This is a genomic window from Maricaulis maris (assembly GCF_049116555.1).
Classification (GTDB): domain Bacteria; phylum Pseudomonadota; class Alphaproteobacteria; order Caulobacterales; family Maricaulaceae; genus Maricaulis; species Maricaulis maris_C.
The window spans coordinates 222,638-246,752 of the sequence record NZ_JAGDYT010000004.1 but is presented as its reverse complement, the minus strand read 5'-3'; the positions used below and the strand labels follow the sequence as shown (position 1 = coordinate 246,752).

The following is a 24,115-nucleotide window of genomic DNA, read 5'->3' as shown; positions in this document are numbered from 1 at the left end:
GATGACGGATTTCATCGAACAATTCGGTGTCTGGGGCGGACTGGGCATGTCCCTGCTGCAGATCCTGGCCTTTGCCGTAGTCCTTCTGATTTCACTGGCTTTCCTGCTGCTGATGGACCGCAAGGTTTGGGCCGCCGTGCAGATGCGCAAAGGCCCGAATGTGGTCGGCGCTTTCGGCCTGCTGCAGTCTTTCGCCGACTTCTTCAAATTCGTTTTCAAGGAAGTCGTGATCCCGGCCGGAGCGGATCGCTCGCTCTACCTGCTGGCACCGCTGATCACCCTGATCCTGGCCTTCGTGACCTGGGCTGTTGTACCGGCCGCGCCTGGCTGGGTGATTGCCGACCTCAATGTCGGGGTCCTCTACCTGTTCGCCATGTCCAGCCTGGGTGTCTATGGCATCATCATTGGCGGCTGGGCCTCGAACTCGAAATATCCTTTTCTCGGCGCGCTGCGCTCCGCTGCCCAGATGGTCTCCTACGAAGTCTCGATCGGCTTCATCATCGTCACCGTGCTCTTGTTCGCCGGCTCGATGAATCTGTCCGACATCACCGAGATGCAGGCGGGCGGCTTCTGGAATTGGAATGTCCTGTCCTTCCACGCCTGGCCGATGCCGATGTTCCTGGTGATGATCCCGATGGCGGTGATCTTCTTCATCTCGGCCCTCGCCGAGACCAACCGTCCGCCTTTCGATCTGCCCGAAGCGGAATCGGAACTCGTCGCCGGTTACCAGGTCGAATATTCCTCGACGCCCTACCTGCTGTTCATGGTCGGTGAGTATCTCAACATCGTGTTGATGTGCGCGATGACGTCGATTCTGTTTTTCGGCGGCTGGAACGACCCGTTTGGCCTTGACGTGTCCGACTGGCCCTACATGGCCTCGCACGCCTGGTACTTCTTCTGGTTCGCCGCCAAGATCGTCTTCTTCTTCTTCATGTTCGCGATGGTGAAGGCCCTGGTGCCGCGCTACCGCTACGACCAGTTGATGCGGCTGGGCTGGAAAATCTTCCTGCCGATCTCGCTGGCAGCGGTCGCCTTGGTCGGCGCCGCCGTCGTTTACGGACCTCAGGGGTAAGTCATGGGACGCATTCAACAAGCATTTCGCGGCGCGCTCCTGATGGACTTCTGGTCCGCTTTCGGGCTCGGCATGCGATATTTTTTCGCCAAGAAGGCGACGCTGAACTACCCGTTTGAAAAGGGTCCGCTCAGCCCACGCTTCAGGGGCCAGCACGCCTTGCGCCGTTATCCCAACGGTGAAGAGCGCTGCATTGCCTGCAAGCTGTGCGAGGCCATCTGTCCAGCCCAGGCGATCACCATCGAGGCCGAGCCGCGCAGTGACGGTTCGCGCCGCACCACGCGCTACGACATCGACATGACCAAGTGCATCTATTGCGGTTACTGCCAGGAGGCATGCCCAGTGGATGCAATCGTGGAAGGCCCGAATTTCGAATTCGCCGCCGAAACCCGCGAAGAACTTTTCTACGACAAGGCAAAACTGCTCGAGAACGGCGATCGCTGGGAACGGGAAATTGCCAAGAACCTGGAACTTGATGCGCCGTACCGCTGACGCGGGCAGTGCATCTGGGACGCTTTTGAGAGGACGAGGGCACCATGCTCGCTAACCTGGCTTTCTGGGCCTTTTCCGGAGTGGCGATTTTGTCGGCCTTGATGGTCGTTATCGCGCGCAATCCGGTGCGGTCAGTCTTGTTCCTGATCCTGGCCTTTTTCTCGGCGGCCGGGCTCTTCGTGCTGCTCGGCGCCGAATTCCTGGCGATGCTGCTGATCGTTGTCTATGTCGGCGCGGTTGCGGTGCTCTTCCTCTTTGTGGTGATGATGCTGGACGTCGACTTCACCGAGCTGAAGCAGGGCTTCTTGAGCTATCTGCCGCTGGGTGGCCTGGTCGCGCTCATCCTCGCCGTCGAGCTCGGCATGATCGGCATGACCTGGCAGGCCTCCGATCAGGCCATGGCACTGCGCGACGCGGCGATCCCCGAAGGCATGACCAATGTCGAGGCGCTCGGTCTCGTGATCTACGATCAGTATGTCTATTTCTTCCAGGCTGCAGGCCTCGTGCTGCTGGTCGCCATGATCGGCGCCATCGTGCTGACCCTGCGCCACAAGCCGGGTGTGCGCCGCCAGAGTGTCAGTGCGCAGGTCGGCCGGGATCGCAAGGATGCGATCTCGATGCATGACATCAAGCCGGGACAGGGGATTGGGGAATGATGGACGTCGGACTGGGACATTATCTCGCCGTCGCCGGTGTGCTCTTCACCATCGGTGTCTTCGGCATTTTCGTGAACCGCAAGAATGTCATCATCCTGTTGATGTCGGTCGAGCTCATCCTGCTCTCCGTCAACATCAATCTGGTGGCTTTCTCGGCCCATCTCGGCGATCTCGCCGGGCAGGTCTTTGCGCTGTTCGTGCTGACCGTGGCAGCCGCGGAAGCGGCGGTCGGTCTGGCCATTCTCGTCGTCTACTTCCGCAACCGGGGTGATATCTCGGTTGAGGGCGTCAACCTGATGAAGGGCTAGGGGATCATGGCACCCATTATCGTCTTCGGGCCGCTCCTCGCATCGGCCTTTGCCGGACTTCTCGGCAATCATGTCGGCCATCGCACGGCGCAGATCGTCACCACGGCGACGGTTCTCTTGTCCTTCGTGCTGTCGGTGCTTGTCTTCTTTGATGTCACCTATGGCGGCAATGCCCAGACCATCCATCTGGCGACCTGGATGAGCGTCGGTGCCTTCGACGTGTCCTGGGCGATCAAGCTGGACAGTCTGTCAGCGGTGATGCTGGTGGTGGTGACCTCGGTCTCCTCACTCGTGCACATCTACTCCTGGGGCTATATGGAGCACGACCCGCACCGGGCGCGCTTCTTCTCCTATCTCTCGCTGTTCACCTTCGCGATGCTGTCACTGGTGACCGCCGACAACTTCCTCCAACTCTTCTTCGGCTGGGAAGGTGTGGGGCTCGCCTCCTATCTGCTGATCGGCTTCTGGTACAAGAAGAAGTCGGCCAATGACGCCGCCATCAAGGCCTTCGTAACCAACCGGGTCGGCGATTTCGGCTTTGCGCTGGGCATCATGGCGCTTTTCCTGGTCTTCGGATCGGTGACGTTTGACGATGTTTTCGCGGCAGTTCCCGAGCATACGGATGCGGTGCTGGCCTTTGCCGGCATGGAGTTCAATGCGATCGAGCTGATTGCCTTCCTTCTCTTCATCGGAGCCATGGGCAAGTCGGCGCAATTCTTCCTGCATGTCTGGCTGCCTGACGCCATGGAAGGCCCGACGCCGGTCTCTGCGCTGATCCACGCCGCGACCATGGTCACCGCCGGTGTCTTCCTGGTCTGCCGGGCTTTCCCGATCTTCGAGAATGCGGAAGCGGCCTCGGCCTTCGTCACCGTCATTGGCGCCACGACGGCGCTTTTCGCCGCGACGGTTGGCATGGCACAGAACGATATCAAGCGGGTGGTTGCCTATTCGACCTGTTCGCAACTCGGCTACATGTTCTTTGCTGCCGGTCTCGGCCTCTATGGCGCGGCCATGTTCCACCTGTTCACACACGCCTTTTTCAAGGCGCTCCTATTCCTCGGTTCCGGCGCGGTGATACACGGCGTCCATGACGAGCAGGACATGCGCAAGATGGGCGGGCTCTACAAGATGATGCCCATGACCTGGCTGATGATGCTCATCGGCACGGTGGCCCTGACCGGTGTCGGCTTCTCATTCGGCGTGTTGGGCCTGTTGCCCTGGGATCTCGGTTTCGCCGGCTTCTTCTCCAAGGATGCCATTATCGAAGGCGCCTTCATGGCGGGACGCGAAGGTGTCTTCTTCGGTATTCCGGCCTTCTGGTTCGGTGTCGTCGCAGCCTTGCTGACCAGCTTCTATTCCTGGCGCCTGATCTTCATGACCTTCCACGGCAAGTTCCGTGGTCCCAAGGAGGTGTATGAACACGCCCATGACCCGAAATTCGCCATGGCGATGCCGCTGGTCGTGCTGGCCATCGGTGCCATCTTTGCCGGGGGTATCTTCAAGAAGGACTTCATCGGCGAGAATGCCGGGCATTTCTGGCATGACGCGGTTCCGGCTGCGTCGCATGGACCGGCCGTGGCCGGTGATCATGGCGAGGATCCGGCCTATGGCGACGACCATGCCGAAGCGGATACCCATGCGGCTGACGACTCCCATGCTCCGGCGAGTGATGATCACGGGTCGGAGGCGGCTCATGCGTCAGCAGACGAACACGCCGAGGCCGGTGAGGGCGATCATGGCGGCGGCCATCATCCGCCGACCTGGGTGTTGCTCTCGCCCTTCTTCGCGACCTTGTTCGGGTTCGGACTGGCGATCTGGTTCTACCTGATCAATGAGGGTATGGGCGCCCGGATCGCCGCGCGCGGTGGTCCGCTCCACTCCTTCCTCTACAACAAATGGTATGTCGACGAGATCTATCATTTCGTCTTCGTGCGCGGAGCCAAGGGCCTGGGCGATCTGTTCTGGAAGATCGGCGATGTGAAGCTGATCGACGGGCTCGGTCCCAATGGCGTGGCCGGCACGACGCTCGCCGCGGCCCGCCGCCTGGCCAAGGGCCAGTCCGGTTTCCTCTATCACTACGCATTCGTCATGCTGATTGGTGTCCTCGGCTTCTCGGTCTGGATCCTCGTCAGCCAAGGGGGTCTTTAAATGTTCGGCGAATTTGAAGCCTTCCTGTCGATCCTGACCTTTGTTCCGGCGCTCGGCGCGCTGGTGATTGCGATTTTCCGCTTCACCGCCCGCAATGAAGACCAGGGACTGATCGACCGCAATTCGCGCTGGGTGGCCTGGCTGGCCACCATGGTGACGTTCGGGATGTCGATTTTGCTTCTGGCGAATTTCGACACCGAGGCCACCGGATTCCAGTTTGTCCATGAAGTGACCTGGCTCGAGCAGATCGGTCTGGGTTACCGTATGGGCGTGGACGGGTTGTCGGTCCTCTTTGTGGTCCTGACCGCCTTCCTCATGCCGATCTGCATCATGGCCTCGGGCGCGATCAAGACGCGCGTTGCCGATTACATGATCGCCTTCCTGCTGCTGGAGACCATGGTCATCGGCGTCTTCTGTGCGCTCGACCTCGTCGTCTTCTACATCTTCTTCGAAGGTGGCCTGATCCCGATGTTCATCATCATCGGTGTCTGGGGTGGTCAGAACCGCGTCTATGCCGCGTTCAAATTCTTCCTCTACACCCTGCTCGGCTCGGTGCTGATGCTGGTCGCGATGATCGCCATGTTCCTGCAGGCCGGTACGACCGACGTTACCGTGCTGCTTGAGACCGAATTCGCGCGTGATGCCCAGATGTGGATGTGGCTGGCCTTCTTTGCCTCCTTCGCGGTGAAAATGCCGATGTGGCCGGTCCATACCTGGCTCCCGGACGCACACGTACAGGCGCCGACCGCCGGTTCGGTCATCCTGGCCGGTGTGCTCTTGAAACTGGGCGGTTACGGTTTCCTGCGCTTCTCGCTGCCCATGTTCCCGGAGGCGAGTGATTATTTCGCGCCGATGGTTTTCGTGCTGTCGATCATCGCCATCATCTACACCTCGCTGGTGGCTTTCCGTCAGACCGATATCAAGAAATTGATCGCCTATTCCTCGGTCGCCCATATGGGCTTCGTGACGATGGGCCTGTTCGCGATGAATGAGACGGGTGTCCAGGGCGCCCTCTACCAGATGATTTCGCATGGCTTCATCTCTGGCGCGCTCTTCCTATGTGTGGGTGTGATCTATGATCGCATGCACACCCGCGAGATTGCCTTCTATGGGGGTCTGGTTCACCGCATGCCGGTTTTCGCGGCCATCTTCGGGCTGTTCGCGATGGCCAATGTCGGCCTGCCCGGCACATCCGGCTTTGTCGGCGAGATCATGACCATGGTCGGCGCCTTCCAGGTCAGCTGGTGGATCGCCACCGGTGCCGCGGTCGGCGTGATCCTGTCAGCCATGTACATGCTGACCGTCTATCGCGATGTCGTGTTCGGAGAGATCACCAATCCGAAGCTGGAAAACATCACGGACCTGAACCGCATGGAGTGGCTCATCTTTGTACCGCTCGTCATTGGTACGCTTGTCCTCGGCGTGTTTTCCACCCTGATCACGGATGTCACCGCGACCGCGGTCAATCATCTGATTTCCAATTACGATGCGGCGCTCGCTGCATCGGCCCAGTAGGAGAAGCCAGCCATGACGGCCGACATGCTTTCCCAGGATCTGTCGCTTCTCATTCCCGAGCTCGTCCTCGCCGGCGGTGCCCTGGCCCTGCTGATGCTTGGCGTCTTCCTGAGGGAGGACAAGGCGTCCGGTCTGATCCAGTGGCTGACCATCGGCCTTCTGGTGGCGGCCGGCCTTGCAGCGCTGTTCCTGGTCAGCGGCGAGGGCACGGCCTTCAATGACAGCTTCGTTTTCGACAGCCTCGCCCGCTTCTCCAAGACCGCCATCGCGCTGGTTGCGGCGATCGCGATGCTGTTGGCCATGCCGTATCTGAAAACGGAAAACCTCGGCAAGATTGAATACCCGGTCCTGGTCGCGCTCGCCGTGACGGGCATGGTGATGATGGTCTCGGCCAATGACCTGATCGCCATGTATATGGGTATCGAGCTGCAATCACTGGCGCTCTATGTGCTGGCCGCGTTCAATCGTGACAGCCTGCGCGCCTCCGAGGCCGGCCTGAAGTATTTCGTGCTCGGCGCGTTGTCCTCCGGCCTGCTGCTATATGGAGCGTCGCTGGTCTACGGTTTCGCGGGTTCGACAGGATTTTACGATATCGCCCTGGCGGTGGAGAGCGGCAGCAATGTCGGCCTCACGGTCGGCCTCGTCTTCGTGATCTGCGGTCTTGCCTTCAAGGTCTCTGCCGCGCCCTTCCACATGTGGACGCCAGACGTTTATGAGGGCGCACCGACCCCGGTGACGGCCTTCTTTGCCACGGCCCCGAAATTCGCGGCGATCGTGCTCCTGGCGCGCGTTTTGATGGAGCCTTTCGGCGCGGTCGTCGATCAATGGCGCGACGTGATCTGGATGATCGCCGTCCTGTCCATGGGTGTGGGGGCGTTCGGCGCGCTGACCCAACAGAATATCAAGCGCCTGATGGCCTATTCCTCGATCGGCAATATGGGCTATGCGCTCGTCGCCGTGGCGGCAGCCAGCCAGACGGGCCTGTGGGCTCTGCTGGTCTTCATGTCGCTCTACATGGTGGGTGTGATCGGCTCCTTTGCCGGCATCCTGTCCATGCGGACCCGCGAAGGCATGGTGGAACAGGTTTCCGACCTCGCCGGTCTGGCCCAGCGCAATCCCGGTCTCGGCTGGTCGATGACGGCGCTGATGTTCTCCATCGGCGGGCTGCCCTTCATGGTCGGCTTCTTCGGCAAGTTCTTCGTCGTCTATGCCGCGGTACAGGCCGACATGATGATCCTCGCCGTGCTCGCCGTTCTCTTCTCGGTTGTTGGCGCGGCCTATTATCTGCGCATCGTGAAGGTGATCTGGTTCGACAGTTCGGACATTGAATTCGTGCCGTCAGCGGTCTCCACCTATTGGGTGGCACGGATCGCGGGCCTGGCGACGATCCTCCTTCTGCCGGTCCTCGGCTGGCTGGTCTTCCGGGCCTATTCAGTCGGCTTGTCGCTGCTCTAGCGGGCGCGACTTGTCTGACCCCCAGCCCCGGATTGAGTGGGTCGAGGAAACCGCCTCGACCAATGCCGATATCAAGGCTCGCGCGATCGAGGGCGAGCGCGGTCCGCTCTGGCTGGCTGCGCGGCGCCAGACGGCCGGGCGAGGGCGCCGGGGTCGGGCTTGGAGCGGTCTGAGCGGCAATCTCTTCACCACCGGACTCTACACCTTCCAGTGCGATCCGGGGCGCGCCGCAGAATTGTCCTTCGCCGCGGCCAATGCAGTCGGTGCTGTCTGTGACGCGGCGCTTGGTGATCCGGCGCTGACCCGCCTGAAATGGCCCAATGACGCGCTGGTATCGGGTCGCAAGGCGGCCGGCATCCTGCTTGAGAGCGGCCCGGCGCCCGGAGGCGGGCTCTGGCTCGCGGTCGGGATCGGAATCAATCTCGCGGAGGCTCCGGAGGATGTTGAACGACCGGCGACAGCCCTTGCCGCCCATGGCCGGACCCTGGCTCCGGAAGCCGCTCTCGACATCTTGATCACGGCTTTTGAGCGGGAGCGCCGCGACTGGCTTCTGGGCGGTTTCGGTCCGATCCGCGACCGTTGGCTCACGCGGGCGCACGGGCTGGGCCAGAGCTGCGAGGCGCGGCTTGAAAACGAGACCGTCAGAGGCGTGTTCTCGGATCTCGGGCCTGACGGCGCACTGCGACTGGACTTGGTTGGCGGCGGTCGCCGGTATATCTCCGCAGGAGACGTGTTTTTCCCCGACGCGGGATGAAAGGACAGCCATGCTGCTCGCCATCGATTGCGGCAATACCAATACGCTCTTCGCCATCCATGACGGAACGGACTGGGTCGCGCAGTGGCGGTCGGGAACCGACTCGACCCGCACCGCGGATGAACATGCCGTCTGGCTGTCCCAGCTCATGGCGTTGCAGGGGCGCTCATTCGACGACATCAGCGCCTGTGTGATCTCCACGGTCGTGCCCCAGGCGCTGTTCAATCTGCGCAATCTCTCGCGTCGCTATTTCAAGGCCGAGCCGGTCATTGTCGGCGAGCCGGGCGTGCGGATGGATATCGAAGTGCGGTTGGAGCGCCCCCAGGACGCCGGCGCCGACCGTTTGGTGAATGCCCTGGGCGCGCGGGCGGTCTATGACGGTGCGCTGATCATCATCGACAGCGGCACGGCAACCACGTTCGACGTCATTGCCGCAGATGGTGCTTTCGAAGGCGGAATTATCGCGCCGGGGATCAATCTCTCCATGCAGGCCCTGCATGCCGCAGCAGCCAAGCTGCCGCGGGTCGCGATCGCCAAGCCACTGCGTGTGATGGGCAAGGACACGGTGTCGGCGATGCAGTCGGGGGTCTTCTGGGGCTATATCGATCTGATTGACGGACTGGTGCAGCGGCTCAAGAGCGAGTACGCCCAGCCCATGACCGTGATCGCGACCGGCGGTGTCGTCTCCCTTTTCGACGGCGCGTCCAAGGCGATTGATCACTACGACGCGGACCTCACCATCCGCGGTCTCCTCGAAGTCTGGAAACTCAATGGCGGTACCAATTCTTGACCGATAGCCTCTACTTCCTGCCGCTCGGCGGATCCGATGAAATCGGCATGAATCTCAATCTCTACGGCTATGGGCCGGAGGGCGAGCAGAAATGGATCATCGTCGATTGCGGGGTCACATTCGGTGACCTGACGACGCCGGGCGTCGATCTGATCATGCCCGATCCGCGATTCATTGAGGAACGTCGGGACGATCTGATCGGCATGGTCCTCACCCATGCACATGAAGACCATATGGGCGCGGTTGCGCACCTCTGGCGTCGCTTGCGCTGCCCGATCTGGGCCACGCCCTTTACGGCCTGGCTGGTTCGCGACCGTTTGCGGGAATTTGGCTTGCTGAACGAAGTCGAGCTGCACGAGATGGCGCTGGACAGCCGTTTCAACCTCGGCCCGTTCGACCTGCAAATGGTCACGCTGACCCATTCCATCCCCGAACCCAACGGGATCGCCATTCGCACGCCGGCCGGCATGGTCCTGCACACCGGTGACTGGAAGATCGATCCCAATCCGCTGATCGGCGAGGTTACGGACAGCGCCGCCATCTCCGCCATCGGCGATGAGGGCGTGCTGGCCATGATCTGCGACAGTACCAACGTCTTCACGCCGGGCGAGGCCGGTTCGGAGGGCGATGTACGGGACGAATTGATCAAGCTGGTCGGCGAGTGCGGGACCGGCAAGGTGGCGATCGCGTCCTTCGCCTCCAATGTCGCGCGGCTGCAGTCCGCCATTCAGGCCGCCGAGGCCAATGGTCGCCGGGTCTGTCTGGTTGGCCGCTCCATGCACCGCATGACGGCGGCGGCCAAGTCCGTCGGAATGTTGTCGGATGTGAAGGACTTCATCAGCGAGGAAGAGGCGGCGCGCTTCCCCAATGACAAGATCCTCTATCTTTGCACCGGTTCCCAGGGCGAGCCGCGGGCCGCCCTGTCGCGCATTGCCGAGGGCAATCACCGCAATGTCTCGCTGAGCAGCGGCGATACGGTGATTTTCTCGAGTCGGGTCATCCCGGGCAATGATGTCGGGATTTTCCAGCTTCAGAACCGCCTGGCCGAGCGCGGCGTGAATATCTTCACCGAGAAGGACCGGCCCATTCACGTGTCGGGCCATCCCTGCCGGGACGAATTGGCGCAGATGTATGCCTGGGCCAAGCCGAAAGTGGCGATCCCGGTCCATGGCGAGCGCCGCCACCTGCTCGAGCATGCCGCCTTCGCGCGCGAACTCCAGGTTCCGCAATCGGTCTCGGTGCGCAATGGTGACATGGTCCAGATCCGCAGTGACGGGACGGCGTCCATTGTCGACGAGGCGCCGGCCAGCCGGCTCCATATCGATGGCAATTTCATCGTCGACGCCAATGCCGACTCGATGCGCGAGCGTCGCAAGCTGGCGCATGCCGGCCAGATCGCCATCGCCATGGCCGTGACGGATGCCGGCGAACTGGTCTCGGGCCCGGAAGTCCGCATGCAGGGGGTGCCGGAAGATGCCAATCTATCGCTGGATGGATTTGCTGACGCCCTGGCGGACGAGGCCGAGCGCGCCTTCGACCGCCTGTCCAAACGCGACCGCCGCGATGTCGAGCGGGCCGAGGAAGAGGTTCGCCGCGCCGTGCGTCGGGAAGCCAATCGCATCTGGGGCAAGAAGCCCTGGGTCGAGATACTGATGCTGGAAGTCTGACGAGGAGACCATCGCCATGAAGATCGGACGTTTGAACCATGTTGGCGTCGCCGTTCCCGATATCGAGGCGGCCAAGACAACCTATGCCGAGCTCTATGGCGCGGTTGACGCGACCGAGACCAAGGACTTCCCGCACCTGGGTGTCCGCGTGTCCTTTGTCCATCTCGACAATTCCGAGATCGAGCTGATCGAGCCGTGCGGTGATGACAGCCCGATCCACAAATTCCTCGCGCGCAATCCCAAGGGCGGCCAGCACCATCTCTGCTTTGAAGTCGCCGATATCATTGCCGCGCGCGATGCCATGCAGGCCAGGGGAGCAACCGTGCTGGGCACGGGCGAGCCCTATATCGGGGCCCATGGTGTGCCGGTGATTTTCATCCATCCCAAGAACAGCCATGGCCAGCTCATCGAGCTGATGCAGGAGCCGGCGCGATGATGACCTGGCTCAAGCGTGCGCCCGTGGCCCTTGCGGGCCTGCTCTGGCTCTCCGGCTTTTTCATCCGCGATGGTGGGGTCGGCGTGGTCAATGGCGTCGTGGTCTTCCTGATCGTCTGGTGGCTCTTCTTTTTCACCATGCTGCCGATTGGTGTGCAGTCCCAGGAAGAGAGTGGGGATGTGGTCGAGGGCTCCGAGCGCGGCGCACCGCAGGCGCCGAACCTGCCGAGAAAAATGTGGTGGTCGACCGTCGCGGCCTCGACCGTCTGGATCATTTACTTCATCGTCAATGAAAGCGGCGTTCTGGCGCCGTTCATGCCGTCTGGCGCTTACTAACAGAAACGACCTGACGTGCAGTCCCGAAAGGGGTGGGGCTGCGCTTGTCTGAAATGGGGAAACAAGATGACCGAACCAGTATCGACGCCGGAAACCAAGCGCCGCGGCGCCTTCACGCGCTTTCTTGACGGCGTCGAATGGCTCGGCAATCTCCTGCCGCACCCGGTGACCCTCTTTGCCATCCTGGCGGTCGGTATCGTGCTCCTCTCCGGATTGTTCGGTTGGCTCGGGCTTGCTGTTGAGGATCCGCGGCCGGCCGGGGGTCGCGGCGTGGCTGAAGACGGGATGATCCGGGCGATCAGCCTGATGGACGGGGACGGGATCCGCCGCATCTGGACCAGCCTGGTGACCAATTTCACCGGTTTTGCGCCGCTGGGCGTGGTGCTGGTGGCGATGCTGGGTGTGGGCGTCGCCGAGAAATCCGGTCTTCTGTCCGCCGCGGTGCGCGCCATGGTTCTGTCGGCGCCGCGCCATGTCGTGACGGTCGCTATCGTCTTCGCCGGTATCGTCTCCAATACAGCGTCCGAAGTTGGCTATGTGGTGCTCATCCCGCTGGCGGGAGCGATCTTCTACGCGCTGGGTCGGCATCCGCTGGCTGGTATGGCAGCGGCCTTTGCCGGTGTGTCCGGTGGCTATAGCGCCAATATCCTCATTGGAACCATTGATCCGCTGCTGGCGGGGATCACCCAGGAAGCTGCGCGGCTGATCGACCCGGATTATGTCGTGGTTGCGACCGCGAACTGGTATTTCATGGTCGCTTCGACCTTCCTGATCACGGCCATCGGTTCCTTGGTGACGATTTTCATCGTCGAGCCCAAGCTGGGGCAATACAATCCCGCGCACGCTGACGAGACCGTCCTCGACAAGAATATGATGCAGCCTCTGGAAGCCAAGGAACGCAAGGGCCTGGGCTGGGCGGGCTTTGCCATTCTCGGCGTTTTCGCGTTGATGGCCCTGACCCTCGTGCCGGAATGGGGTGTCCTTCGTAACCCCGAGACCGGCGACCGGATCAATTCACCCTTCTTCCGCGGTTTTGTGGTCTGGATCCTGATATTCTTCATCGCTGCCGGTTATGCTTATGGCCGGGCGACGGGCACAATGAAGTCCGACCGTGATGTCATCAATGCGATGGCCAGCGCGCTGAGTGCGCTGGGCCTCTATATCGTTCTGGTTTTCTTTGCGGCTCAGTTCGTGGCCTTCTTCGGCTGGACCAATCTGGGCGCGATCACCGCCGTGACCGGTGCCCAATTCCTGCAGGATAGCGGGTTGACCGGGCCGTTGGTCTTCTTCCTCTTCATTCTGATGTGTGCGGTGATCAACCTCTCGCTCGGCTCGGCCTCGGCCCAGTGGGCGGTGACGGCGCCGATCTTCGTGCCCATGCTGATGCTGATCGGTTATGCCCCGGAAGTGATCCAGGCGGCTTACCGGATCGGGGATTCAACGACCAATATCATCACGCCCATGATGAGCTATTTCGGCCTCATCCTCGCCTGGGCAACGCGCTATGACCGCAATCTCGGGGTCGGCACGCTGATCGCGATGATGCTGCCCTATACAATCTTCTTCATCCTCTTCTGGTCGAGCTTCTTCTTCCTGTGGACTTTCGGCCTCGACCTGCCGGTCGGACCGGGCTCGCCGACCTATTACCCGGCCGAGGGGTAGGGGCACGGGCTCATTCGAGCGGGCAGGGCTGATTGAGGCGAGGCGTTGAGCGCCGCGGGCGGCATGCCGGTCTTGGCCTCAGATTTATGGGCGGGCTTGCGTGTGGCGCCGTTGCTGGAGGCCGCGGCCGCCGTCACGTCCACGGCATTCCCCTCTCTGCATCCCAACCCCCTTCCATCCTTGTATTACGCCGCTCACGCGGTCTAATGGACGTCAAACACGAACCCACCGGAATCGACCATGCGCCTGTCCCGCTACTTCCTGCCTGTCCTCAAGGAAACGCCCTCCGACGCCGAGATTGTCTCGCACCAGCTGATGCTGCGCGCCGGCATGATCAAGCAGCAGGCGGCGGGGATTTATTCCTGGTTGCCTCTGGGCCATCGCGTGCTCAAGAAGATCGAGCAGATCGTGCGCGAAGAGCAGGACCGGGCCGGTGCCATCGAGCTTTTGATGCCGACGGTTCAGTCCGCTGATCTGTGGCGTGAAAGCGGCCGCTATGACGATTATGGCGACGAGATGCTGCGCATCACCGACCGGCACGACCGCGAGCTGCTCTTCGGACCCACGAATGAAGAGATGATCACCGACATCTTTCGCTCTTACTGCAAGTCCTACAAGGACTTGCCGAAGATGCTCTACCATATCCAGTGGAAGTTCCGCGACGAGCGCCGCCCCCGTTTCGGGGTCATGCGCGGCCGCGAATTCCTGATGAAGGACACGTATTCCTTCGATGTGGACGAAGCGGCAGCCCGCCGCTCCTATAACCGTATGTTCGTGGCCTATCTGAACACTTTCTCACGGCTGGGCCTCAAGGCCGTGCCGATGAAGGCTGACACCGGGCCGATCGGCGGCGATCTGAGCCATGAATTCATCGTCCTTGCCGAAACCGGTGAGAGCGAGGTCTTCTGCCATGCCGATCTCGTCGAGATGGGCGCGCCCGGTCTCGATGTCGACTTCGACGGGGATTTGCAGCCGCTCGTGGACCAGCGCACGGCGCTCTATGCCGCGACCGAGGAGATGCACCAGCCCGACGCTTTCGCCGCTGTACCGGCCGACCGCCAGCTCTCGGCTCGCGGGATCGAAGTCGGACATATCTTCAATTTCGGCACCAAATATTCCGAACCGATGAAGGCAATGGTCCAGCACCAGGATGGCCAGCCGCGCCCGGTCCATATGGGCTCTTATGGCGTTGGTGTGTCGCGCTTGCTCGGGGCGATCATTGAAGCGCATCATGACGAGAAGGGCTGTATCTGGCCGGAGAGTGTCGCGCCTTTCGGTGTTGGCATCATCAATATGCGTGTCGGCGACGCGGCGTGCGACGCAGCCTGTGACACGGCTTACAAGGCGCTGGTCGAGGCTGGGCTCGACCCACTCTATGACGACACCGACAATCGCGCCGGCGCCAAGTTCGCGACGGCCGATCTGATCGGTCTGCCTTACCAGATCGTGATCGGGCCTCGCGGTCTGAAAGAGGGCAAGGTCGAGCTCAAGGTGCGGCGCACCGGCGAGACCCATGAAATGTCGCCGGATGACGCCGTCAGCCGGCTGGCCGAGAGAGCTTTTGCCGATGACTGATACGGTGCGCGAGACAGGCCATGCATCGGCTGGTGGGGCGCGCCCCTTCAGCCCTTATGAATTCCTGCTCGCCTTCCGTTACCTGCGGGCCCGCCGCAAGCATGGTGGCGTCGCGCTGATCGCCTGGATTTCCTTTGGCGGGATTGCCCTGGCTGTGACCGGGCTGATCGCGGTCATGTCGATCATGAATGGGTTTCGCGCCGAACTCTTCAACCAACTTCTCGGCTTTCAGCCGCATGTCTATGTTGATACGCGGGAAATTTACCCGGGAAGCATTGACCGCCTGATCCAGGAGATCGAGGCCATGGCCGGCGTGAAAAGCGCCGATCCGGTCGTCACAGGTCAGGTGCTCGCCTCGTCAGAGCGCTATGAATCCGTGCTCCAGGTCCTGGCGGTTCGCCCGGCTGACCTCGCCAGCATGGATGTGATCCAGTCCGGTGATGACCCGCGCAGCCTGACCGGTATCCAGTTCGGCGATCTCGAGACATTTGGTGAGGGCCATAATGGCGGCGATGGGATCGTCGTTGGCACTGGGGTCGCCCAGCGCCTCGGCGTGACGATCGGCGACCGGGTCACTTTTACCGCCGCCCGGGCCGCGCCGACCGCCTTTGGCATCCGCCCGCAACAAAAAGCCTATTATGTCGAGGCGATTGTCGCGGCTGGTGTCTCCACCATCGACAATAATCTTGCCTATATGCCGCTCGACCAGGGCCAGCTCTACTTCACCCGTGGCGATGTGGTGGACACCATCCAGATCCGTCTCGACATACCCGAAATGGCTCCGCAATTTGTTGCGCCTGTCCGCGAGATCGCCGGTCCCAATGCCATGGTCTACGACTATACCCGGCTTGACCCCGCCTTCTTCAACGCGCTGCAATTCGAGCGCACGGCCATGCGTCTCATCCTGTCCATCGTGGTCGCGATAGCAGCCATGAACATCATTTCCGGCCTGGTCATGCTGGTGAAGAACAAGTCGCGCGATATCGCCATCCTGCGCACGATGGGCGCGACCCAGTCCTCGGTCATGCGGGTTTTCCTGATCGTCGGCGCCAGTATCGGCATGGCGGGAACGCTGGCCGGGTTGTTATTGGGCATCCTCTTCGTGACCTTCATCGGGCCGATCCAGGATTTCATCACCTGGACAACTGGCGCTCAGGTCTGGGATCCAAACGTCTATTATCTCTACCGCATTCCGGCCAAGATGGACTGGGGCGAAGTCGCGTTTATCTCTGCCTTCGGCCTCGCTATCTCCCTGCTCGTGACCCTGCCGCCGGCCTGGCGGGCCGCGCGGCTCGATCCGGTGGAGGCGCTGCGCTATGAGTGAATTCGTTCTCGAACTCGACTCGATCGACCGCACCTATGTGACCGAGGCCGGCGAGCTGCCGGTCTTGCGCGGCGCCAGCCTGACCCTTTCTCCGGGTGAGATCGTCGGCCTCGTAGGGCCGTCCGGTTCGGGCAAATCCTCGCTGCTCCATGCGGCAGGACTGCTGGAACGCCCGGACGCCGGTGAAGTGCGGGTGAGGGGCAAGGCCACAGTCGGCCTGTCAGACCGTGAGCGAACATCCATTCGGCGCCGCGAGATCGGCTTCGTCTATCAATTCCACCACCTCCTGCCCGAGTTTGATGCGCTGGAAAATATCGTCCTGCCGCAATTGATCGGCGGCGTGCCATCCGCAAAGGCGCGCGAGCGGGCGGAGATGCTGTTGACCCAGCTTGGCCTGGCTGACCGGCTCTTGCACCAGCCGTCGCAATTGTCCGGGGGTGAGCAACAGCGTGTCGCGATTGCCCGGGCCCTGGCCAATTCGCCCCATGTCCTGCTGGCCGATGAACCGACAGGCAATCTCGATCCGGGAACGTCGGAAACGGTCTTCGCGGCTTTCCGCGAAACCGTGAAGGCGGAAGGGGCGGCGGCCCTTGTCGCGACCCATAACCATGAACTGGCTGGCCGGATGGACCGGATCCTGACCTTCGCGGACGGCCGGCTCACGCCCTATATCCCCGACTGACCAGGCCGAGCGAATCGCACAGGAACAAAACTGGAACATTTTTCTTGACGCCTGTCATGTCCCGAAATAGAACAAATGCAGAACTCGCAATTGGGGAGAGAGTTATGCGCCGTGTTGTTCAAGATGTTTCTGCTGCCACCGCCGTTCTCGGCTTTGCCTGGATGATTGCCATGTGGGGATCGGTTCTCGGCGCGGCCTGAAGCGGCTAGACTGATCGCCTGACTCGCGGCCGCCCTTCGGGGGGTCTGGTCGAGGGCAGGGCTGGATCAGATTCGGGGCCGGATTTCAGGAGCGACGCATGGGCGTGCAACATCCCTTTGTGCATTTGCGTGTGCGGTCTCCGTATTCTGTCCTTGAGGGCGCGATCCGCATGCCCAAAATGGTCGAGGCTTGCCAGACCTATGGCATGCCCGCGATCGCGCTGACCGACACCAATAACCTGTTCGGGGCGCTGGAATTCTCGGAAGTCCTTTCCGGTGCCGGTGTGCAACCCATTGTTGGCTGTACGCTTAAGGTAAGGCTTGGCGATCCGCATCCCGGTGAGCGCGCCGAGCCGGATGGCACGCTCGTCCTTCTGGCCCAGGACGAGGGTGGTTATGGCAATCTGATGGCGCTCTCCAGCGCCGCCTTTTGCGATGTCGACGGGTCGGAAGAGCCCCATATTCCCCTGGCGCTGGTGCTGGAACATGCCCATGGCGTGATTGCGCTGACCGGCGGGCCTGATGGCCTCCTCAATCGCCTGATCATTGGCGGGCGGCAGCCTGAGGCGGCAAGCTATCTTGCCCGGCTCCAGTCGGCCTTTGGCGACCGGCTCTATGTCGAGCTGCAGCGTCACGGACAGGCAGAGGAATTGCAGGCCGAGGACTGGCTGGTGCGCGAAGCCTATGCGCGCGAACTCCCCTTGGTCGCGACCAATGAAGCCTATTTCCCGGACCCGTCGATGCACAAGGCGCATGATGCGCTCCTGTGTATCTCGGAAAGCTCCTTCGTGTCTGTCGCCGACCGGCGGCGCGTCACCGCAGATCACGACCTGGCCTCGCCGGAGACGATGCATGCGCGATTTGCCGACCTGCCGGAGGCGCTCGAGAACACGCTCGAGATCGCCCGGCGCTGTGCCTTCCGGGTCCGCACCCACGCGCCGATCCTGCCCAGCTTTCCCACCGAAGGCGGCCGGACCGAGGTCGAGGAGCTGATCGCGCGGGCCCATGACGGTCTGACCGACCGGCTCGCCAGCATCAATGCGGCAGCGCCTGAATCGGAATACCGTGCCCGGCTCGATTTCGAGCTCGACATCATCAAGCAGATGGGGTTCCCGGGCTATTTCCTGATCGTCTCGGACTTCATCCAGTGGGCCAAGAATAACGACATACCGGTCGGACCGGGCCGGGGTTCGGGCGCCGGCTCACTGGTCGCCTACGCCCTGACCATCACCGATCTTGATCCGCTTCGCTTCGGGCTGCTGTTCGAACGTTTCCTCAATCCCGAGCGGGTTTCCATGCCCGACTTCGACGTCGACTTCTGCCAGGAGCGTCGCGGCGAGGTGATCCGTTATGTGCAGGAGCAATACGGGCATGACCGGGTCGCCCAGATCATCACATTCGGTACGCTTCAGGCCCGCGCCGTGGTGCGCGATACCGGCCGCGTGCTCCAATTGCCGCTCGGCCTCGTTGACCGGCTCGCCAAGATGGTCCCGGCCAATCCGGCCAATCCGGTAACGCTTGCCCAGGCGCTCGATCTGGAGCCGCGATTGCGCGAGATGCGCCGGGATGACGACAGCGTCGACACCCTTCTGACCGTCGCGCTCAAGCTGGAGGGCCTTTATCGCAACGCCTCGACCCACGCCGCCGGTGTGGTGATCGGCGATCGCAAACTCTCCGAGCTGGTCCCCCTCTATCGGGATCCGCGATCGGATATCCCGGCGACGCAGTTCAACATGAAATGGGTCGAGCCGGCCGGCCTGGTGAAGTTCGATTTCCTGGGCCTGAAAACCCTGACCGTGATCGCGCGGGCGCTCGGCTATATCGCCTCGGCCGGCAAGGACGTGCCGGATATCGAGGGCATTGATTTCGACGACCAGGCGACGTTCGACCTCTTGCAGTCCGGCCATGCGATCGGCGTGTTCCAGCTCGAAAGCTCGGGCATGCGCGACACGCTCAAGAAGATGAAGCCGGATGCAATCGAGGATCTGATCGCCCTGATCTCGCTCTATCGACCAGGGCCGATGAAGAATATCGACGTGTATGTCGACCGGAAATTCGGCCGGGCCGAGGTGGATAATCTCCATCCCGACCTGGAAGGCGTGCTGTCGGAAACCTATGGCGTCATCATCTATCAGGAACAGGTGATGCAGATCGCGCAGATCCTGTCCGGCTATTCGCTTGGCGAGGCCGACCTTCTGCGCCGCGCCATGGGCAAGAAGAAGAAAGAGGAGATGGACAAGCAGAAAGTCCGTTTCCTTGAAGGGGCCGAGGCCAAGGGCGTCAGCCGCGAGAAGGCCTCCTACATTTTCGAACTCGTGGCCGAGTTTGCCGGTTATGGCTTCAACAAGTCCCACGCTGCCGCCTATGCCGCGATCGCCTATCGAACCGGCTTTTTGAAAGCCAATTACCCGGTCGAGTTCATGGCCGCGCTGATGTCGCTCGACGCGGCCAATACCGACAAGCTGTCCGCCTTCTTCCAGGAAGTCCGGCGGATGAAGCTTGAGGTGCGCCCACCGGACGTGAATGCGTCCCAGGCTGATTTCTCGGTCGAGGAGGGCACGATACGGTTTGCGCTCGGGGCCATCCGCAATGTCGGCTTCGTGGCCATGGAGCATATCGTCGAGGAGCGCGAGGCCAATGGGCCGTTCCGCGACCTCTATGATTTCGCCGAACGCGTCGATCCGCGCCAGGTCAACAAGCGGACCTTCGAAAACCTCGCCAAGGCGGGTGCTTTTGACAGCATGGATCCGGACCGGGCTCGGGTCATGGCCTCGGCGGAAACCCTGATCTCGATGGCGCAACATGCTGCCGAGCAGCGCGAAAGCGCCCAGGCCAGCCTGTTTGGCGGCGGGGAGGAGGCTCAGCTCGAGCGCCCGCGCCTGCCGCAGCCGGATCCCTGGACCGCCACCCAGCGGCTCGATGCTGAATTGTCGGCGATCGGTTTTTATCTCTCCGGCCATCCGCTGGACGATCTGGCCGATCACCTGGCCGGTCGCGGCGTGGTCTTCTTTGCCGAAGCCCCAGCCCGCGTCGCCGACGGCGCGACCGCGCTGCGTCTGGCCGGCATGGTGCGACGGCGCCAGGAGCGTGTCTCCAACAAGAATGGCGAGCGTTTCGCCTGGACCACCCTGTCCGACCCGACCGGGGAATTCGAGGTCTTCGTCAATTCGGACTTGCTGATCAGCTCCCGGGACATTCTCGACAGCGGCCAGGCAGTGATGGTCAATTGCCGGGTCGATGAGCGCGACGAGCAAATCTCCTTCTTCGCCGACAAGATCGAGCCGCTGGATACCAAGGTGTCAGCGGAACGCCTGCGTATCCGGCTTGATGCGAGCGAGGCCCTGGCCGGTGTTCACGCCCGACTCGAGCGGGCGAACGGGCGCAAGGATGCCAGTCATGACGCCGTGATCGACCTTCTGCTGCCGCTGCGGGATGGCGGCGAAATCGAGATGCGTCTGCCGGGGCGCCACAGCGCCGATGCCGCGCTGCAGGCCGCCCTGAAAGGGGTGAAGGGCGTCGCCTCGGTCGAGAGCGCCTGACCGTCGTCCGGTATCGCATGCCTGGACTGCATATCTGGCGGGTTTGCCCGCTTGCCAAGGCGCCCCCGCAAGCCTATAAGCCGCGCCATTACGCACACGGGGCTACGTCCGGTCTTTGACCGAACGCTCCGGTGTCGCCTGCATGTGCAGGTGGCTCCGCTCCGTGGAGGCCAACCGGAAAAGGAAAATCGATGGCTCTCCCTGATTTCAGCATGCGTCAGCTGCTTGAAGCTGGTTGTCACTTTGGACACCAGACCCACCGCTGGAACCCGAAGATGAAGGATTTCATCTTTGGTGAGCGGTCCAACATTCACATTATCGACCTCTCCCAGACCGTTCCGCTGCTGCACCAGGCCCTGGTGAAAGTGCGCGAGACGGCTGCCAAGGGCGGTCGCGTGCTGTTCGTCGGCACCAAGCGCCAGGCCCAGGACCCGCTGTCCCAGGCTGCCGGTCGCTGTGCCCAGTACTACATGAACCAGCGCTGGCTCGGCGGTACGCTGACCAATTGGCGCACCATCTCGAACTCCATCGCCCGCCTGCGCGAGCTGGAAGGCATGTTCGAGAATGAGGGCGGCATGGCCGGCCTGACCAAGAAAGAACAGCTGATGCTGACCCGCGAGCGCGAAAAGCTCGACCGTTCGCTGGGCGGTATCAAGGACATGGGCGGCACGCCGGACCTGATGTTCGTGATCGACACGAACAAGGAAGGCATCGCCATCCAGGAAGCCAAGAAGCTTGGCATTCCGGTCATCGCCGTGGTCGACACCAATTGCGATCCGGACCTGATCGACTTCCCGATCCCGGGCAATGATGACGCCTCGCGCGCCATTTCGCTCTATTGTGACCTGATCGCCGACGCCGTCCTCGACGGCATGAGCGACAGCCAGATGGCAATGGGCATGGATCTGGGCGAAGCGGAAGCACCGATCGAGACCCTGGTCGAAGCCGCTCCGGTCGAGGAAGCTGCCGCTGAAGAGGCTCCGGCTGCCGAGGCTGCGGTTGAAGCGGCTGCGGTTGAAGCGGCTCCGGCTGCTGAAGGCGACGCCGCTGCCACGGATACGTCATCTGAATCTGACAAGACCGAAGCGTAAGGCTTCGATCCAAATCGAAATCCAGGAGAAACCGATGGCTGCCATTACCGCTGCTCTCGTGAAGGAACTGCGCGAAAAAACCGGCGTAGGCATGATGGACTGCAAGAAGGCGCTCGGCGAGAATGACGGCGACTTCGAAGCCGCTGTCGACTGGCTGCGCAAGAAGGGCCTGTCCAAGGCTGCCAAGAAGGCGGATCGCGTCGCCTCTGAAGGCCTCGTCGCCGTGTCCACCGATGGTGGCAAGGGCGCTGTGGTTGAAGTGAATTCGGAAACCGATTTCGTGGCCCGGAACGACAAGTTCCAGTCTGCCGTCAAGGAAATCGCGGCCCTGACCATCAGTGCCGGTTCCGATGTCGACGCCATCAAGGCGGCCAAGCTGGCCTCCGGTGACAGCGTTGAGGATCACCTCACCAGCCTGATCGCCACGATCGGCGAGAACATGTCCCTGCGGCGTGCCGCCGTTGTGACGGCCGAGCCGGGCGTGGTTGCGTCCTATGTCCACAATCCAGCTGTTGCTGACATGGGCGCGATCGGCGTTCTCGTCGGTTTGAAGTCGGACGGTGACAAGGCCAAGCTCGCCGAGTTGGGTCGCAAGATCGCCATGCACGTTGCTGCCGGTTCGCCGGCCGTGGCCGTGTCCGTGGACGTCGACGGTGTCGACAGCGCGATCGCTGACAAGGAACGCGAAGTCTTTGCTGACCAGGCTCGCCAGTCCGGCAAGCCGGAAAACATCGTCGAGAAGATGGTGGAAGGTCGCATGCGCAAATTCTTCGAGGAAGTCGTGCTTCTGAAGCAGGCTTTCGTGATGGATCCGGATTCGACCATCGAGCAGGTGCTCGAAGCGGCTGCCAAGGACCTTGGTGCCCCGGTCGAGATCTCCGGTTTCGTCCGTATGGCGCTGGGTGAAGGCGTCGAGAAGAAAGAAGAAGATTTCGCGGCGGAAGTTGCAGCTGCAACTGGCCAGTCCTGATCCTTCTGACAACAAGCGGCGGCGCTTCCCAGCGCCGCCGCTTCCTATATGCTGCACGCCGTGACTGATTCATCTGTATCCGGGCCGGCTGAGGGCCATGCTGGAGCGCCGAAATTTCGGCGTGTCCTGCTGAAAGTTTCTGGTGAAGCCCTGATGGGCTCCCAGAATTATGGCATCGACATCGATACCGCTGACCGGATTGCGCGCGAAGTCGCCGCAGCCGTGGCCGCGGGAACCGAGATGTGCCTCGTCATAGGCGGGGGCAATATCTTCCGCGGCCTCTCGGGCGCCGCGAAGGGGATGGACCGGGCCGCTGCCGACTATATGGGCATGCTGGCCACCGTCATGAACGCGCTGGCCATGCAGACGTCGCTGGAACGGATCGGGGTCCAGACCCGGGTCCAGTCGGCTATTCCCATGACGACGGTCTGCGAGCCCTATATCCGGCGCCGCGCCACGCGGCACATGGAAAAGGGCCGGGTGGTGATCTTTGCCGCCGGCACCGGCAATCCCTTCTTCACGACAGATACCGCTGCTGCGCTGCGCGCCGCTGAGATGGGGTGCGATGCACTCCTCAAGGGGACGCAGGTGGACGGTGTGTACGCCGCCGATCCGCGGACCAATCCCGATGCCGAACGCTATGACCAGCTGGACTATCTCGATGTGCTGACCCGTGACCTCAAGGTCATGGACGCCTCGGCGGTGACGCTGATGCGTGAAAATGCGATACCGATTGTCGTGTTCGACATCCACAAGACCAATGGTCTTGCGCGGGTGTTGGCCGGGGAGGGCCTGTGCACCATGATCGGCAAGATGAAGACCGATACGTCAGCCGGCTGACAACAGGAAAGAGCAAGAACGCCATGAGCGACGAGTATGACGAAAATGATCTGAAGCGGCGCATGGACGGGGCCATCGAGGCTCTGCGCAAGGAGTTTGGCGGCCTGCGGACCGGTCGGGCCAGCGCGGGTCTTCTCGACCCGATCAAGGTGGAAGCCTATGGCACGCCGACCCCGATCAGCCAGGTCGGGACCGTCTCCGTACCGGAGCCGCGCATGATTACGCTGAATGTCTGGGACAAGGGCCTCGTGGCCGTTGTCGACAAGGCGATCCGCAATTCGGGCATCGGCCTGAACCCGGTCGTCGAAGGCCAGCTCCTTCGCATTCCGATCCCGCCGCTCAATGAAGAGCGCCGCGCAGAGATCGCCAAACTGGCCGGCAGCTATGCCGAGCATGCCCGTGTCGCGGTTCGCAATGTGCGCCGCGACGGCATGGACGCGCTCAAGAAGATGGAGAAGGATGGCGACTTGTCCGAAGACGAGTTGAAAGCCTTTTCAGAGGATGTCCAGAAGTTCACCGACGAGGCCATCAAGCGGATTGATGAGAGCCTGAAGGGCAAGCAAGAAGAGATCATGCAGGTCTGATCATCCCGTTGGGCGGAGCG

The 24,115-nt window shown here is 62.0% G+C and carries 21 protein-coding genes; all 21 read left to right on the top strand.

Annotated features, from left to right (window positions below):
* Nucleotide 1 precedes the first annotated feature (1 nt).
* The 21 genes from nuoH (at nt 2) to frr (ending at nt 24,095) form a co-directional block, all read left to right on the top strand.
* Nucleotides 2–1,072, top strand: coding sequence for an NADH-quinone oxidoreductase subunit NuoH (gene nuoH, locus JXQ94_RS07065; protein ID WP_421923069.1), 1,071 nt, complete (start codon nt 2–4; stop codon nt 1,070–1,072).
* Between the two features lie 3 nt (nt 1,073–1,075).
* Nucleotides 1,076–1,564, top strand: coding sequence for an NADH-quinone oxidoreductase subunit NuoI (nuoI, locus tag JXQ94_RS07060; RefSeq protein WP_421923068.1), 489 nt, complete (start codon nt 1,076–1,078; stop codon nt 1,562–1,564).
* 44 nt (nt 1,565–1,608) lie between these two features.
* A complete protein-coding gene (locus JXQ94_RS07055; protein ID WP_295693310.1) occupies nt 1,609–2,220 on the top strand; it encodes an NADH-quinone oxidoreductase subunit J in 612 nt (203 codons plus the stop codon).
* Nucleotides 2,220–2,528, top strand: a complete 309-nt coding sequence (gene nuoK, locus JXQ94_RS07050; RefSeq protein WP_301063207.1) for an NADH-quinone oxidoreductase subunit NuoK — start codon at nt 2,220–2,222, stop codon at nt 2,526–2,528. Before JXQ94_RS07055 ends, nuoK begins: the two co-directional genes overlap by 1 nt.
* A gap of 6 nt (nt 2,529–2,534) precedes the next feature.
* The gene (nuoL, locus tag JXQ94_RS07045) at nt 2,535–4,676 is read left to right on the top strand and encodes an NADH-quinone oxidoreductase subunit L (RefSeq protein WP_421923067.1); all 2,142 of its coding nucleotides are present in this window, start codon (nt 2,535–2,537) and stop codon (nt 4,674–4,676) included.
* Nucleotides 4,677–6,191, top strand: coding sequence for an NADH-quinone oxidoreductase subunit M (locus tag JXQ94_RS07040; RefSeq protein WP_301063060.1), 1,515 nt, complete (start codon nt 4,677–4,679; stop codon nt 6,189–6,191). It abuts the gene before it with no gap.
* 12 nt (nt 6,192–6,203) lie between these two features.
* Nucleotides 6,204–7,646: an NADH-quinone oxidoreductase subunit NuoN gene (nuoN, locus tag JXQ94_RS07035; RefSeq protein ID WP_295693301.1), complete on the top strand. Its 1,443-nt coding sequence runs from the start codon at nt 6,204–6,206 to the stop codon at nt 7,644–7,646.
* 10 nt (nt 7,647–7,656) lie between these two features.
* Nucleotides 7,657–8,400 (top strand): biotin--[acetyl-CoA-carboxylase] ligase, encoded by a 744-nt coding sequence (locus JXQ94_RS07030; protein ID WP_421923066.1) that lies wholly within the window; start codon nt 7,657–7,659, stop codon nt 8,398–8,400.
* Between the two features lie 10 nt (nt 8,401–8,410).
* Nucleotides 8,411–9,190 (top strand): type III pantothenate kinase, encoded by a 780-nt coding sequence (locus JXQ94_RS07025; protein ID WP_421923065.1) that lies wholly within the window; start codon nt 8,411–8,413, stop codon nt 9,188–9,190.
* A gap of 47 nt (nt 9,191–9,237) precedes the next feature.
* Nucleotides 9,238–10,857: a ribonuclease J gene (locus JXQ94_RS07020; protein ID WP_421923174.1), complete on the top strand. Its 1,620-nt coding sequence runs from the start codon at nt 9,238–9,240 to the stop codon at nt 10,855–10,857.
* 16 nt (nt 10,858–10,873) lie between these two features.
* Nucleotides 10,874–11,293 (top strand): methylmalonyl-CoA epimerase, encoded by a 420-nt coding sequence (gene mce, locus JXQ94_RS07015; RefSeq protein ID WP_421923064.1) that lies wholly within the window; start codon nt 10,874–10,876, stop codon nt 11,291–11,293.
* Complete coding sequence (locus JXQ94_RS07010; protein ID WP_421923063.1) at nt 11,290–11,628, top strand: DUF1467 family protein; 339 nt, start codon at nt 11,290–11,292, stop codon at nt 11,626–11,628. The genes mce and JXQ94_RS07010 overlap by 4 nt, the downstream gene beginning before the upstream one ends.
* A gap of 66 nt (nt 11,629–11,694) precedes the next feature.
* Nucleotides 11,695–13,290, top strand: coding sequence for an AbgT family transporter (locus JXQ94_RS07005; protein ID WP_421923062.1), 1,596 nt, complete (start codon nt 11,695–11,697; stop codon nt 13,288–13,290).
* 240 nt (nt 13,291–13,530) lie between these two features.
* Nucleotides 13,531–14,865 (top strand): proline--tRNA ligase, encoded by a 1,335-nt coding sequence (gene proS / locus JXQ94_RS07000; protein WP_421923061.1) that lies wholly within the window; start codon nt 13,531–13,533, stop codon nt 14,863–14,865.
* Entirely contained in the window at nt 14,858–16,189 is a 1,332-nt protein-coding gene (locus JXQ94_RS06995; protein WP_421923060.1) for a lipoprotein-releasing ABC transporter permease subunit, read from the top strand. The genes proS and JXQ94_RS06995 overlap by 8 nt, the downstream gene beginning before the upstream one ends.
* Complete coding sequence (locus tag JXQ94_RS06990; protein WP_421923059.1) at nt 16,182–16,871, top strand: ABC transporter ATP-binding protein; 690 nt, start codon at nt 16,182–16,184, stop codon at nt 16,869–16,871. The genes JXQ94_RS06995 and JXQ94_RS06990 overlap by 8 nt, the downstream gene beginning before the upstream one ends.
* 298 nt (nt 16,872–17,169) lie before the next feature.
* On the top strand, nt 17,170–20,610 hold the full coding sequence (gene dnaE / locus JXQ94_RS06985) for a DNA polymerase III subunit alpha (protein ID WP_421923058.1): 3,441 nt from the start codon (nt 17,170–17,172) through the stop codon (nt 20,608–20,610).
* Between the two features lie 191 nt (nt 20,611–20,801).
* Nucleotides 20,802–21,701 (top strand): 30S ribosomal protein S2, encoded by a 900-nt coding sequence (gene rpsB / locus JXQ94_RS06980; protein ID WP_421923057.1) that lies wholly within the window; start codon nt 20,802–20,804, stop codon nt 21,699–21,701.
* Nucleotides 21,702–21,735: 34 nt separating this feature from the next.
* Nucleotides 21,736–22,671, top strand: a complete 936-nt coding sequence (gene tsf, locus JXQ94_RS06975; RefSeq protein WP_421923056.1) for a translation elongation factor Ts — start codon at nt 21,736–21,738, stop codon at nt 22,669–22,671.
* Between the two features lie 48 nt (nt 22,672–22,719).
* Complete coding sequence (gene pyrH, locus JXQ94_RS06970) at nt 22,720–23,511, top strand: UMP kinase (protein ID WP_421923055.1); 792 nt, start codon at nt 22,720–22,722, stop codon at nt 23,509–23,511.
* Between the two features lie 23 nt (nt 23,512–23,534).
* Nucleotides 23,535–24,095, top strand: a complete 561-nt coding sequence (frr, locus tag JXQ94_RS06965) for a ribosome recycling factor (RefSeq protein ID WP_295692785.1) — start codon at nt 23,535–23,537, stop codon at nt 24,093–24,095.
* Nucleotides 24,096–24,115: the final 20 nt, after the last annotated feature.

What these genes read in the sequence shown, in the direction of transcription:
- nuoK (WP_301063207.1), top strand. Translation starts at nt 2,220, where the DNA reads ATGGACGTCGGACTGGGACATTATCTCGCCGTCGCCGGTGTGCTCTTC.
- dnaE (WP_421923058.1), top strand. Translation starts at nt 17,170, where the DNA reads ATGGGCGTGCAACATCCCTTTGTGCATTTGCGTGTGCGGTCTCCGTAT.
- frr (WP_295692785.1), top strand. Translation starts at nt 23,535, where the DNA reads ATGAGCGACGAGTATGACGAAAATGATCTGAAGCGGCGCATGGACGGG.
- pyrH (WP_421923055.1), top strand. Translation starts at nt 22,720, where the DNA reads ATGCTGCACGCCGTGACTGATTCATCTGTATCCGGGCCGGCTGAGGGC.
- JXQ94_RS06990 (WP_421923059.1), top strand. Translation starts at nt 16,182, where the DNA reads ATGAGTGAATTCGTTCTCGAACTCGACTCGATCGACCGCACCTATGTG.
- JXQ94_RS07005 (WP_421923062.1), top strand. Translation starts at nt 11,695, where the DNA reads ATGACCGAACCAGTATCGACGCCGGAAACCAAGCGCCGCGGCGCCTTC.
- nuoN (WP_295693301.1), top strand. Translation starts at nt 6,204, where the DNA reads ATGACGGCCGACATGCTTTCCCAGGATCTGTCGCTTCTCATTCCCGAG.
- JXQ94_RS07025 (WP_421923065.1), top strand. Translation starts at nt 8,411, where the DNA reads ATGCTGCTCGCCATCGATTGCGGCAATACCAATACGCTCTTCGCCATC.
- JXQ94_RS07010 (WP_421923063.1), top strand. Translation starts at nt 11,290, where the DNA reads ATGATGACCTGGCTCAAGCGTGCGCCCGTGGCCCTTGCGGGCCTGCTC.
- tsf (WP_421923056.1), top strand. Translation starts at nt 21,736, where the DNA reads ATGGCTGCCATTACCGCTGCTCTCGTGAAGGAACTGCGCGAAAAAACC.
- nuoL (WP_421923067.1), top strand. Translation starts at nt 2,535, where the DNA reads ATGGCACCCATTATCGTCTTCGGGCCGCTCCTCGCATCGGCCTTTGCC.
- JXQ94_RS07040 (WP_301063060.1), top strand. Translation starts at nt 4,677, where the DNA reads ATGTTCGGCGAATTTGAAGCCTTCCTGTCGATCCTGACCTTTGTTCCG.
- proS (WP_421923061.1), top strand. Translation starts at nt 13,531, where the DNA reads ATGCGCCTGTCCCGCTACTTCCTGCCTGTCCTCAAGGAAACGCCCTCC.
- JXQ94_RS07020 (WP_421923174.1), top strand. Translation starts at nt 9,238, where the DNA reads ATGAATCTCAATCTCTACGGCTATGGGCCGGAGGGCGAGCAGAAATGG.
- nuoI (WP_421923068.1), top strand. Translation starts at nt 1,076, where the DNA reads ATGGGACGCATTCAACAAGCATTTCGCGGCGCGCTCCTGATGGACTTC.
- JXQ94_RS07055 (WP_295693310.1), top strand. Translation starts at nt 1,609, where the DNA reads ATGCTCGCTAACCTGGCTTTCTGGGCCTTTTCCGGAGTGGCGATTTTG.
- mce (WP_421923064.1), top strand. Translation starts at nt 10,874, where the DNA reads ATGAAGATCGGACGTTTGAACCATGTTGGCGTCGCCGTTCCCGATATC.
- nuoH (WP_421923069.1), top strand. Translation starts at nt 2, where the DNA reads ATGACGGATTTCATCGAACAATTCGGTGTCTGGGGCGGACTGGGCATG.
- rpsB (WP_421923057.1), top strand. Translation starts at nt 20,802, where the DNA reads ATGGCTCTCCCTGATTTCAGCATGCGTCAGCTGCTTGAAGCTGGTTGT.
- JXQ94_RS06995 (WP_421923060.1), top strand. Translation starts at nt 14,858, where the DNA reads ATGACTGATACGGTGCGCGAGACAGGCCATGCATCGGCTGGTGGGGCG.